At 48.0% G+C, this 13,293-nt stretch carries 10 protein-coding genes; all 10 read right to left on the reverse strand.

Annotated features, from left to right (window positions below):
• Positions 1-2: 2 nt before the first annotated feature.
• The 10 genes from E7027_00215 to E7027_00260 all read right to left on the reverse strand — a co-directional run bounded on the left by E7027_00215 (position 3) and on the right by E7027_00260 (position 13,290).
• Complete coding sequence (locus E7027_00215) at positions 3-1,751, reverse strand: CpaF family protein (protein MBE6420566.1); 1,749 nt, start codon at positions 1,749-1,751, stop codon at positions 3-5.
• A 584-nt stretch (positions 1,752-2,335) separates the two neighbouring features.
• Entirely contained in the window at positions 2,336-3,079 is a 744-nt protein-coding gene (locus E7027_00220) for a type II and III secretion system protein (GenBank protein ID MBE6420567.1), read from the reverse strand.
• 17 nt (positions 3,080-3,096) lie between these two features.
• Complete coding sequence (gene cpaB, locus E7027_00225; protein MBE6420568.1) at positions 3,097-3,852, reverse strand: Flp pilus assembly protein CpaB; 756 nt, start codon at positions 3,850-3,852, stop codon at positions 3,097-3,099.
• A 41-nt stretch (positions 3,853-3,893) separates the two neighbouring features.
• Positions 3,894-4,379: a pilus assembly protein gene (locus E7027_00230; GenBank protein MBE6420569.1), complete on the reverse strand. Its 486-nt coding sequence runs from the start codon at positions 4,377-4,379 to the stop codon at positions 3,894-3,896.
• A gap of 11 nt (positions 4,380-4,390) precedes the next feature.
• Positions 4,391-4,612 carry a hypothetical protein gene (locus tag E7027_00235; GenBank protein MBE6420570.1) on the reverse strand — a complete coding sequence of 74 codons (222 nt, stop codon included), beginning with the start codon at positions 4,610-4,612 and terminating at the stop codon, positions 4,391-4,393.
• A 26-nt stretch (positions 4,613-4,638) separates the two neighbouring features.
• Positions 4,639-4,818: a hypothetical protein gene (locus E7027_00240; GenBank protein ID MBE6420571.1), complete on the reverse strand. Its 180-nt coding sequence runs from the start codon at positions 4,816-4,818 to the stop codon at positions 4,639-4,641.
• Positions 4,819-4,821: 3 nt separating this feature from the next.
• Positions 4,822-5,805 carry a UPF0164 family protein gene (locus E7027_00245; protein MBE6420572.1) on the reverse strand — a complete coding sequence of 328 codons (984 nt, stop codon included), beginning with the start codon at positions 5,803-5,805 and terminating at the stop codon, positions 4,822-4,824.
• 80 nt (positions 5,806-5,885) lie between these two features.
• Entirely contained in the window at positions 5,886-10,268 is a 4,383-nt protein-coding gene (locus E7027_00250; GenBank protein MBE6420573.1) for a hypothetical protein, read from the reverse strand.
• A gap of 260 nt (positions 10,269-10,528) precedes the next feature.
• The gene (locus tag E7027_00255) at positions 10,529-12,082 is read right to left on the reverse strand and encodes a sensor domain-containing diguanylate cyclase (GenBank protein MBE6420574.1); all 1,554 of its coding nucleotides are present in this window, start codon (positions 12,080-12,082) and stop codon (positions 10,529-10,531) included.
• Positions 12,083-12,084: 2 nt separating this feature from the next.
• A complete protein-coding gene (locus tag E7027_00260; GenBank protein ID MBE6420575.1) occupies positions 12,085-13,290 on the reverse strand; it encodes an extracellular solute-binding protein in 1,206 nt (401 codons plus the stop codon).
• Between the last annotated feature and the right edge of the window lie 3 nt (positions 13,291-13,293).

Raw genomic sequence — 13,293 nt, forward strand, 5'->3', positions numbered from 1 at the left:
AATTAAGCCTTCGGTGCAGCAGGCGGAGCCGGCGGTGTTTGCGGCGCGGCGGCAGCCTCCTGTTGGGCCGCCTTCATGCGTTTAACCGCGTTCAAATCCGGTTCGCCGTTTTCATCAAGCGGCACCGCCCCTTTGGTAAATACTTCTTCGGGTACAGGTTGGCCCTTGGCGGCGAAATCTTCAAAGAAAGTCGGCAAATTACCCGTTGGAGCAAATACCCCTTGTACTTTGCCGTTTTCATCTACACCCGTTTGTACATAACGGAATAAATCGGTAGATTGAATTTCGTTATTTTTTTGCCCGTGCATTTCGGTAATATAGGTTACCTTACGGGAACCGTCCGAGAAACGGGACAACTGCACAATCATGTTAACGGCGGAAGAAATCATTTCGCGAATAGCAAAAATCGGCAAATCGGCCCCGGTTTGCATGCACATGGCTTCCAAGCGGGACAGACCGTCACGCGGCGTGTTGGCGTGAATAGTGGTCAACGAACCCTCGTGACCGGTGTTCATGGCTTGCAACATGTCCAAGGCTTCTCCGCCGCGGCACTCCCCTACTACAATGCGGTCAGGACGCATACGCAAACAGTTTTTTACCAAATCCTGAATCGTAATGGCCCCTTTGCCTTCCACGTTCGGCGGACGGCTTTCCAAAGAAACCCAGTGCGGTTGTTGCAAACGAAGTTCCGCGGTATCTTCTACCGTGATGATACGTTCGTTATTGGAAATATAACCGGAAATAGCGTTTAAGAAAGTGGTTTTACCGGTACCGGTACCACCGCAAACAATGATGTTTTTGCGAATCTTAACGCATTTTTTGATAAATTCCATACATTCCGGGCTGATGGTACCGAAACGGTAGTAATCTTCGGGCCCGAAAGGTTTGGAGGAGAAACGACGAATCGTCAGTGTCGGGCCGGATACAGCAAGCGGCGCGATAATGGCGTTTACACGGGAACCGTCTTTCAAACGGGCGTCCACGAGCGGTACAGATTCGTCAATACGGCGGCCGAGCGGGGCCACAATACGCTTAATTACCTGTACCACTTGTTCGTTATTTCTAAATTTGTATTTGGTTAAGGTCAACTTACCTTTTTGTTCGATAAAAATTTTGTCAAAGGCGTTGACCATAATTTCGGTTACGGCCGGGTCGCGCATTAAGACTTCCAGCGGCCCTAACCCTAAAATTTCGTCCAACAATTCCGAAGTAAAGCGGGCGCGTTGGTCACGCGAAAACTGCAGGTTGGGTTGTTTTTGCAAAATATCGTCCACAATGGCGGCCACCCGTTTGCGGGTTTGTTCGCTGGCGGAACTTTCGTCGCTGATGACGATATGTTCGATTTCCAGGGTATGAACCACTTCTTTGTGGATTTTTTGTTTCAAATCGTCCCAGAAAGACATTTTGGTCTTTCCGGCTTCTTCTTCCGGCGCGCCGATATGGTCGTTGGCGGCCCCGGTCTTACCATCGTCAAACAGAACAGGGCTCCACACATCTTTGGCCGCTTGCGTAAACTCTTCGTCCGTTACGGAAGCCGTCCAATCTTTGGGAGCGGGTTTCAAATCGCGTATTTTGGCTAACACCAAGCGTAACCCTTTCACCCACTCGGATTGAGGATTAACGATAATTTCCACTTCCTTGCGATTGGAAGTGGCCATTACATTTTCGTCCCACGGCAAGAATACATCTACTTCGCGCCCTAACGAGGAATAAAAGCGTTCTACTTCTTCGTAAGGAATAGAGCCGGGCATATCATACGAGTTACAAATGACACTCACCCGATCCATGGGATAAAGTTTTTCTTTATAGTCGTTAAAAAGTTGTACGGTAGAATTTAGATGTGTACGAGTAGCGTTGGACACCCAAAACACTTTATCGGCCAAGTCAAACGCGAACGATTGCATGGCAAAAGAAGAATCGACATCCAAAAAGATATCAAAAGTTTGCGACAGACGCGACAAAATAGGAATTAAAATTTTGGGACTCAAAGAAGAAATCTGCGTATGAGTTCTTCCCAAAGGCAAAATCCCCACGCCCCATTGGGACATGGAAATTTTACCGCGGAGAAGTCCCCCCACTACGGCGATGTTGGTATTACCCAAGGTTTGCAAAATATCCACCACCGTTACGGGTTTTTTAATATCCAAATAGAAATTATGTTCTTCGCGCGCAAGCGGATCCAACGGCACGATGAGTACCGGTCTTTTTTGAATCCCGGCCCAACCGAGGGCCAAATTCAGCACAAGCGTCGTTTTTCCGGCGCCTTCCTTCGGGCCGAAAAACGCGATAATTTTTGAATCTGGTTTTTGGAGTTCGTTTTCTGCCATAATGTAAACTATTCTACGATTTCAACCGTGATGAACAGGAAGAGCGAGCGTTGTTCTTCCGTAACGTCTTTGTTTTTGAACAACAGACCGATAAGCGGAATGCGGCCTAAGAAGGGTACGCGGTCTTCGGATACGTTGCGGGCACTGCTCTTGAGCCCGCCGATTACCAACGTTTCTCCGCTGTTAAGTTCCACATGGGTTTCCAAATCGCGGTTGGTAAACGAAGGGGCCGTAGCCGTACCGATTACAACCGTTCTGGAATAGTCCACGGTGGAGACGGACAACTGTACTTGCAAATCGATAATGTTGTTGCGTTCCGGGATAATAGTGGGAAGAACGTTAAGCAAAATACCGTATTCTTCCAATTGGGAACCGACCCCCTGATTGTTTACAATTGGTATCGGGATTTTACCGCCGACCGTAATTTTAGCACTGTTACCCGAAGCGGTAACGATTTTAGGGTTGGAAAGTACTTGGGCGCGGCCTTCGGTTTCCATCAAACGAAGACGGGTCGTAACCGCGGTTTTGCGTTCAAATTCACCCAAGGATAAAATACCTTCGATGGTGGCTTCTTCGAAATCGAACAATTGGTTCCACGAGAAACCCTTTACGCTCTGCATGGTTCCGCTGATTTCCACCACATCGGCGCTGACCGCCACCAAACGCGTTTTTTTGGCCCACGCGCCGGACGGCAACAGCACGCTTAAAAGAAGTACCGCTAAAGAAACTTTTGTAATCAACTTTATGTTCATGGTTATTCCTGTGCTAATTATTGAAATAATTTTTCAAAAGTGGCAATTTCCATCAAGTAGTTGGTCACATCGCCGTGAGAACGCAAGATGACCGAAATGTCCCCTTCCGCTTGGGCAAGCGCCAAATACTGCGCATCACGCGGGGAAAGAGCCAACGACAAGGCAGAACTATCGGAATAGGCGGCAGCATCTTCCTCTTTGTTCTTCATGGCATTGGCAGTTTTGGCATCTAAGCCTTGGCCCAAATCGGAACCGACGCCCAACACTTTTACATTTTGCAGGAGGGTTACCGTCACTTTTTGGCGGGTACCGCTCTTCATTTGGGCTTCGAAGGTAAGCAGGACGTCGATGTTATCGTCCGGCTTAATCATACCGGCTGTTTCCACGGGAACTTTAATAAGAAAGCCCCTCATCTGCACCGGAATTTTGCTGGAAAGCCCCGCCTCGGGAGACAACGAGGTGATGGCATATTTAGAAATTTGGTTTCCTTTGGGGATTTGAATACGCGCTACCGCGTTTTCAATGGCACGGAAGTCCGCATCGGTGGTGTAAGTAAACGCATCTTTTTGCAAATACGCGGCCGGTACGGGCACGGGTTTTACAAAGTCGCGCTTGATGACTTCGCGTTCTTTAATATCGCGAATAGGTACAAACACCTGTTTGATGTTTTTGGACGCGTTCAATTTCTTTTCCGCGCTGCTGACAATCATTGCGTACACAACAGCAGCCGCAATGGCTACTAGTAACGGCAGTAAAACTCCTCTGTTCTTCATTTTGTCTCCTTAAGTACTACCTGCAAATTTATAATTCAAATCTATTTCGTATCGGAACTCAAATACGCTTTTTCAATCGGCATACGCGCGCTGGTTTTTACGCGTCTTATACCTTCCCGGCGGGGCTCGCTGGCCAAAATATAACTGGTACCGGGGAACATCAGTCGTACGGGATAAGTAACCGTAACGATTACATCTTCATGGCGGTGTCTTTTGTACATCGGGTCTGTTCCGGTGGTTTCCACTTTTATGCTTACCCCGATGCTTCCCGCCCGGCTGCCAAACACTTTTTGCTTGGCTTGATTTATTTTTTGACTAATTACATTTCTATCCGGTCGGCCACTGGGTTTTTTAACGGCTACCAGCGAACCGATTCGGGCGAACTCGTAAGAAGCGTGGGTAGCAATAATGGAGTGATAGGCGATATTGCCGTATTCAAGGACGAAAAAAATCATCAACATGAATACCGGTAATATGAGCATCAACTCGGCAGTAACCTGCCCGCCACGCTTCTTACAAAAGTTCATAAGGCCTCAAATTACATTTCGTTCATGCTACCGGTGATTTTGGCTTTGACTTGTTCAAACAAATCCGGCATGAATTTTTTAATAAGCACACCAGCCAAGCCGGCCACACCCACGACTACTACGAGCATAAGCACGTATTCAATCGTGTTTTGGCCTTCTTTTCTTTTCAGGCAGTTCAAAGCTTGCGCTTTTACGCTGTCCATTTTGTTTTGCAAAGCAACGATAAACTTCATAATGAGTCCTCCTAATTTTTTTAAAACTATCTACTACCATCGTATTCCATCAAAATTACTTTGGCCCCTTGGTCGAACTGTTGGGGCACTAAATGCGAATACAGCACATAAAAGGAAATAATGGCCGAAAAAAGCCCCGCCGCCACAACAATATACTCTACTGCGGTTTGACCTTTTTTATTAAGCGACCATATCCTTTTTTTCATACATTAGAACTGAATCGCAAGAGAAATTTGTTGCGAAGTTCCCAAAGCACCGAACGGGGTGACGGCATAGTCAATAGAAGCGCCGTAACCGAACAGTTCGGAACTGTAAATACCAAAACCGAAAGAGACTTTAGAGGTTTCGGACAAACCGACCGAATCAACCCAAGAGTCTTCGGTGTTGATACCCGTATCTTCGCGGCTATAATAACCTACGCGCAAGTCAAAGCGGGCCACTTGGAGCATATCTTCGGGGATATGCACTTCCAACCCTACCCCATAACGGGCTTTATCGTCGCGGTATTTCATGTATTCGCCGGAAATCGTCCAAAAGCGGGTGTTGATATCGGCACCTAAGCGAAGGCCGCGCGGCATTTCGCCCTTATCGCCGATGTTTACCAAAGCACCGCCCAAACCGAGCCAATTGACGAGGCGCAATTTCGCCCCCACATCAAAGCCGACATTGTCGTAATTGTTATAGTCGGTACCGTTGTACAAGCGTTCCGTAATATATTTAGCCGTACCGCCGATTTGGAGTTTTTGGCCAAAAAAACCGCGGGCTAAAGAAACTGTCCCGACAAAGTTGCGCACGGGAGTGCCCGATTCGCTTTGGAGTTGGCCGTAATCATCGCGGAAATCGAAACCGTCCATATCCATATAGTTTACGGTTACCCCGATAATAGTTTTACCAATGGGTTGCAAGTAAGCCAAGGTGCGGGCTTTATAACCTTGCAAATAATCCAAGTAAGAAAATTGGAGTTCGCGCGTAGTGGCGGAAGCCGCCCCGGCCGGGTTCCAGAACAAAGCTTCCGGGCCGTCCGCGATAGACACATAGGCATTACCTAAGGCCTGGGCTCTGGGGGAGCCGGCATCAATCTTTAAGAAGGCCGCCGCATTAGTACCGGCATCGGAATCAATCCCGGCGTAAGCATTGGCACCCAAAAGACCGACCATTAAACAAGCGGTTAAAACTTTTAATTTTATATTCATAAATAGATTTCTCTGTTTTTTACGGCTTTACCCGCAAATGCGGGGAACAAACCGGGGGGAGGGTTTCTCCCCCCTTTTTATTACGGTACTAAAATCTTCACTACTTTTTGACAATGTTCGCGACCGTTGGAGGCTTTGAAGTCCACTAAGCCGAAGTACACACCGCGGGCCACTCTTTTGCCGTGTTGGTTGGTTCTATCCCAGCGGCAACGCAAGGCAGCATTACGCACGTTGGGGAAGGCCGCCAACTGAGCAGCCGTCATCTGTGTAGAACCGACGGGGTTGTTATCCGGGTTAAAGGTTAAGCTGTCCCCCATGGAGATTTGGTAGTTGTTGGCATCTACACAGGTGTAGCCGCCGTCGCGCACCAAGTCGCCCGCCAAGTTGAAGAACTTAATAGACACTGTACCCGGCACCGGCATTTTGGTAATTTCCAAAGTACCTTTGCTGGCATCTTTGAGCGGGTTGGGATAGAAGAATACCGTCTTTTCCCAATCTTCGCAGACAAATCTGCCGTCGCCGATGGCGATGGTGGCTTTGTGCAAGTTTTGATACTCGTACGTATCGGCCACTTTATTGATTTTCCAATCGGCTTGGGTGGCACTACCATCAGTAGAGAGATAATCCCCGATGATTTCACCCGTTACGCTGTCGATATCGGCCGAGTCTAAAGCCGTTACGAAGCGGAAGGGATAAGTGCCGTCCGGTACTTCTTGTTGGGCATAATCGCGGCCGTCCCACAGTTCTTCGATAAGCGTGGTGGCCGGGCGGATACCCACAATCGCGCGTACCAGTACTTCGCGGATATCTTGTACTTCCGTACCCGTGGTGGGGTTACGCAAGGTACCTTTTTGATAATTGTAAATGGTGGTACCCGGTTTGAAAATTTGCAGAGCCACTTTCATCGGTACGGAGATTTGATAACCAATCTTCATATCCGTATTGCGTTGAGAAATGGCATACCCGTCGGCTTCCAAGAGGTCAAACACTTTTAAGAGGTCGGCATTAACGGTAATGCTCTTGACCGTTTCTTGGTACAAGGTATTATCGGGGTAGTTTTTGGCGGTTAAACGCACTTCATAAACACCGGGTTTTACATACATACCGTTGTTATCGGTACCGTCCCAATACACTTTGCGTGCAATGTTGGGGTCGAAATTGCTGGTATTGATGAAGGTTACCGGATCAATGTGTTTGCAGACCGCACCGGCCGCCGCATTGCGGGCCGTCAATGTACCTACTTGATCGTAGCACATATCGCCCTCAAGCGCGATAATATCCACCGCTACCGTAGAAGCACGGGAAACGGAGAAGTTGATTTCGTACGGCGGGATAAACACCGGGCCGGACGAAGCATTAAACAACTGCGGCGCATTGGGGTACACTACCACAGAGCCGTCCAAGAAGTACACCGGGCCGCGCGTTACGTTAATTTTACCTGTCGGTTTTTCCGTTGCATACAGGCCGTTTTGCTGTTTAATTTCACTGGGAGTTTTGAACGGCGCCCCTTGCAGATAACTCCCCTCCCCGAGATTGGCATAATAGCGGTTGAAAGGCTCTTCGGACTGGGCCGAAATGTAGAACGGATATTGACCGTCCGGCACCATTTCGTACGGGCAGGTGGTAATATCGGTTGCGGTGGTACAAGTACCTTTAGTGGAAGTGGGGTTGTTAAAGTACAGGGCGTCCCATTCTTCCGTCACCGGGATACCGTCTCCCACGCGCAAGGCGGAGCGTTCAAAGGTTTTAATCGGCTGCAGGCGCGCATTTATCGGGTCGGTGGCGGTACCAGGATAGTTTGTAAAAGTAGTATCGTTTACATAGATACAAGCACCACCGTTCGCAGCCCACTTGGCAGGGTCCACTGCACCGCTAGTAGCAAAAACATTATGATCCGTAGTGTTACACACGACCGGAGGCCAAGAGGCGGGCTTGCCTACTAAATCGTTATAGTTGGGAATGACCACATCTTTATTATAGATGTTCACTTGCACGTTCATCGCTTTGGAAAGCGAATAGGTGATAGTGGCTTTGGCTTCGCTATCGCCATACACATCCGTAGTGCTGACATCTACCACGCGGTACATATCCACCGGGAAAACAGCCGAGGCAGTATTGGTAATAGCCGGGAACATGGCATCTTTGGTATCTACTCTAAACATGTAGGTACCGGGAGCGACCATGCGGCCTTGGTCATCGCGGCCGTCCCAAGACAAAGTGTTCATTTGTTGCGCTACTTGTGTGATACCAACTTCGGGGGTTAAGTGTTTTACAGGCACCCCGGCGGAGTTGGTCACTTTGGCTACCACGGTGGCATCACGCACAATAGAGTATTTGAAGATGAACGGATCCAACCCATAGGCCGTGGGGCTGGAGCCTACCGTAGAGTAACTGACCGGTTGAATGGTAATATCTACCGCTCCGCGTTCAATGGCAATTTGGCCTACTTCGTAATTTAAGGTTTTTACACCGGTAAAGCATTTGGCGTTTTGCCCGGTAGCACAAGTGCCGCCGGGAGTATAAGCGGGATAAGATCCACCATTACCGGCACGATTTTTGTAAGAACCATTGTACGGAATTTCCGCCCACAAGGCATACACATAGTTGCCGTCCGGTAAGGGGGCACCATAAGCAAAGCTTTCTGTACAGGTAGCAGCGGTACAAGCCGTTCCGTCGGATAATTTTTCACCTTTGGCATAGGTGCGGGTACAACCGGTTTGGATACCGCATAAACCGTCCCAACGATTGGTAAAGTTCATGCGGGCCGTGCGATCTTCCACTTGGCTATATACCAAGGCACCACCCGTAGGAGTCGGGGCCGTACCCGTTTGGGTGGAAGAATCGGTTAAGGTGTCATTAAAGGTAGTACCGGGAGTATAAATATTCCAATACACTTTGGCGGCTTCGGTCGGCACATAGGCAATAGATGCATACGCCGTGGATTTTTTGTTAAGCCCGGTGGCTACTACGTCCGTCAATTTAAGGGGGTCTAAAGAAAGTTGGCGCGTAACGGCGCGAGAGAAATCTACCCCATTCCATTCGTCTTGCGTTTTGGCTTGAATGGTTACCACATAGTTGCCGGCCGGCAAGAATAATCCGTCATCGTTGCGGCCGTCCCAAGAGTCAAATTCCGTAATTTGGACATCTTTTTCCTGCCCTTTCATGCCTTCGCCCAAGCGCGGTTGCCAATCTACCAAAGTGCGCACAATAGCCTCATTATCCCCGGTGGGGTTAGAGGTACTGGCAGAACCATACGCTAAATTGTCGCCCGTAGATGCATCAAAAACGGCGATACGCACATCGGCATCTTTACTGAGGCGATAGGCGTACGTATAAGGTTGGGCGGAAACGGCGGTGATGTTCCCCACCACCGTAGGGGTACTGCGCACCGTGTGCACATTGGTTACATCTACCTGCATGGGAATTTGGTTTTCGCCGGGGTAAGCAATAATGGAGTTAAATTCAATTTTATCGGTAATAATATTATCCCCGGGGAAATCGGTGGCTACGGATGCGCGGAAACCGAATTGTCCGTTAGATTTCCCAAATTCACCGGCAATTTCGTAAGAACCGTCCCACGCGGCACAGAACGGGATATTAACACCGGATTCCGTCCCGTTCTGATCAAAAACCATGCAGTGTTCGCCATATTCACCGCAAAGAGTAGTAGAAGGAGCACCCAAACTTGTTTTGTTGGTATCTCCTACTTTCCAACATTTTTTGCTGCTCATGCCCTTATAAGTTTTATCGTCACTATCAAGTTTACAGGAAGCATCATCATCTTTTTTTGCGGTACATACAGAACCCTCGGAACATTCATACATAGCCCCGGAGCAAGGATTTCCGGAGCCGGAACCGATACAGTGGTAAGAACCGCATTTAGCAGAAGAAGATTCAGTATCGGGGTACAAGTCAATCGTACGCACCGCGGGAGATTCTTCCGGGTTGGCAATGTTTTTGTTGTTGTAGTATTTCACCACATCAAACTTGATTTGTTGGAGCGGGAAGGAAATGGAATAGGTACTTTGGGACATGGGTCTATTCGTACAGACCACATTCATACATAACGCCAAACAATGGTTGGGATAGTTGTTCACAGCAGTTGGCGACGGGTAGGGTTGGTCGTATTCAATCAACGCGGAACTGGCCCACGGATCATTTTTATTTCCGTTGTTAGAGGGTTGCACTGTATCCACATAAAAACTACGGTTTCCAACGGCATCCTTACTAGGCGTAAAGATATACGGCTTGGCACCAGAAGGGTCTGTATAATCACAATAAACCCCTTTTATATCCGTTTGGCTATCTGCATAAAACACACCCGCGTAGCGCACTTCGGCCGTTTGGGCAAAAAGCGGCAACGAGGCCGCCACAAACAACAAGGCTAAAACGGCACGAACGACCGCTTTACCCGGTAAAACCCGTAGTAAACTTTTAAGTTTGTTCATTGTGTAAGTATCCATTTTGGGGAAATTTCCCGTCTTAAAATTATTTTTTTACAAATCGTCTGCCCGTATAAAAAAATACGCGCAAAGCGGCGCGCTACTTGATGTTTTGAAATAGTCGCCGATACAGTACTCTTAAATTTTTGCAACTTTTGGGGCAAATGTCAACTGTTTTTTTCGTCTTAACAAACGGGATAGAAATTGAAGGCTTTGAAAAAGATGAGAAGAAACAGAAAAAACAAAGCCCCGGGCTTATATACCCGGGGGTTCGTTTCCTCTTATAAAGTATTTTCGTTTTTCTTAGCTTCTTCGGCCAAGCGCTCGGCTTCTTCGGCGGCTTGCACTTGGTCGGCCACTTCGCGATACACCGCAAAATGCCCGCGGCCGTTTTGCTTAACAATGTAAAGTGCTTTGTCGGCCTTTTCCAGGAGTTCGTCCGGGGTGGAGCCGTCCAACGGGAAGGAAGCTATCCCTTGGCTGATGCTCAGGTGGACTTCCTTTCCTTCCGTGTAGCGACTGGGTAAGGTGATAGCCCCGATGCGATCCTTTAGGCGTTTGGCAATAATTTTGGCCTCTTCCCCCGTGGTGCGCGGAAGCATGATGACCATTTCGTCCCCCCCAAAGCGGCAGGGAACGTCCGTCTGGCGCAAACTGGTGCGAATTACTTTGCTGACTTCTTTTAAGGCCCAGTCGCCGATTTGGTGGCCGTAACCGTCGTTGATTTGTTTGAACCAGTCAATGTCCATAATCATCAACGATAAGGTTAAATCAAACCGTTTGGAACGGTAAATTTCTTCGGCAAATTTTTCGTTAAAATAACGGCGAACGGGAAGTTTGGTCAGTTCGTCGTAGTTGGAAAGTTCCTGCACGCGTTCGAACAGGCGGGCATTGTCAATAGCCAAAGCCATTTGCGAGGCAAATTGTTGCAGGGAAATAAAATCTAAATACCCGATTTTGCGGCGGGATAAAATATTGTCAAAGGTCAAAAACCCCACTTTGTTGCGCTGTACTTTTAAGGGAATATAGATAACACTGCGTATGGCGCGGTAGGTGGCGGCGGAATCAAACACTTCTTTTAGCAGTTGGTCTTCATCTTCCTTTAGGGAAGAACCGTCCTGGTGGGTTACTTTACCCGATACATCTACCCCAAGCACCGATTTGATTTTGCTGCCTTCCGCATCGGTTAAATACAGGCGGACTCTGTCAAAACGGAAATACTTTTGTACTCCTTTTAAGATAAGTTCCAACCCGTCGTTCAGGCGAAGGGAAGAAGCAAAAATGGTGGATAAATCGTTAAGGGCAGTGGAAACGCTTAAGCGTTGGTTTTTGGCTTGGTCAATTTCCGTATTGCGCAGGTTGTGGGAAATTTCGAGCCCCAAATCTTTAATCAAACCTTTTTCCTCTTCCGTAAACACACGGTTTTTGCGGAAGCGTTCCAAACGCAGCACCCCTACTTTTTCCTGCATGTAGTTATGCACCTCCCCCGCTTTTAATTCCACCCCGGGGCGTTGCCATTTAAGCAAAACATAAATGGCGGGGTAACTTAAATCGGTCGTTTCGGCAATACCGGTTTGCAACAACTGGCGGAGAAAAGCAGGCTCGTGCAAGACGGAAATATCTTCCTGCATATCCATGCAGTATTCCTTTTTGCACATCATTTTAAGCGACAGCAGTGCGCGTTCCTGTTGCCAATCGAAAAAGTAAACGCGATCCAACTTAAACAAATTGCGAAGTGTGGAAAGAGCACACTCCAAAAGAGAGCGTTTGTTTTGGAAAGATTGGTTTAACTGTTTATGAAATTTATAAAGCGTATAAGATTTTTTATCTAACATAATTACCCCTCATACACGGACAGCAAATACTCTATTTCTTTGGCGGTAAGATCCAGTTCTCTATCCAGGGAGGCCTGCGTAAAGCGTTCTTCCACGATTTGGGTAGCACACACGGCAAGCACACGCTTTAGAATTTCCATAATCGTACCCATGATAATTACATTGGGCAAAGTGCGTGCGGAAGATAAAATGGTGCTGTAGGTTTGCAGGCGTTGGGAAGAAGTGAAAATAAACTTTTCGAAAGATTCTTCAAAAGCGGGGAAGGCATCTATCATGCCGGCATATTTTACTTGAATATCCGGGCGGGCGCAGAATTTAATAAATTTAAGCGCATCTTTTTTGTGCTGGGAAAGTTTGTTAACAAACAGGTTCATGCCCGCCAAATAAGAAACGGAAGATTCCCCCGTGGCGGGAATCGGCAAGGTGCGTACCTTAAGGCCTTTACGCAAATTGAAAGTGCCGATACCCTGTTTGCGGGAAATCATCATACTGGCTTTGCCGGAAACCATGGTTCCCAGCGAGCCTCTCTCACGCAAAATAGGCATATAGTTGTTTAGTGCCAAATTGACATAATCGCGGATACCTTCCTTAAACGGCTTGGTGCCTACCAAAGTAGTGCCGCGGTCAGCCGACAACAAATCACTCCCGCGCCCCCAAATACACGGCAAGGCATTGCGCATGGAAAGAGAACCGCGCCAGTCGCTATTTTGCATGGGGTAGTAACCGGGAACATCTTTGAATTTCTCGCGCAGGGCTTCGCAGGTATCCAACAGCCCCTTCCAGGTGGAGAGGGCTTCTTCGGGCTTGGCGGTAACCAACTTAAGATGATCGGCCCGATAGTGAAGCGCACTTAAATCAAACCACCACGGATAGGAATAAATATCCTTGGTGCCGGGTTGGTAACAATGTTTTTTTAAGGGAACTAAACAGTTGGAAAGGGAAAGCCCCGGATCCAACTGGGAGAGATTTTCGGCTACATCTTCCTTCACCAACAGAGCCGTCCAATAATGGGGAACTTGAATCAAATCCGGAATTTCTTCTTCGTGGGTGGGGTGCTTGATAGTAAACATGCGCCGCCAAAGCACGTTACGCGTAAATACGCGCACCGTTACATCAACGGACGGATTTTCCTGCTTGAAAAGAGATACTAAAGTTGCGTAATCTTCCTTCGTTCTGGCACCCGAATCGGGCATTACCCACAAAATCATGAA

Source organism: Elusimicrobium sp. (assembly GCA_015062115.1).
In the GTDB taxonomy this organism is placed as follows: Bacteria; Elusimicrobiota; Elusimicrobia; order Elusimicrobiales; family Elusimicrobiaceae; genus Avelusimicrobium.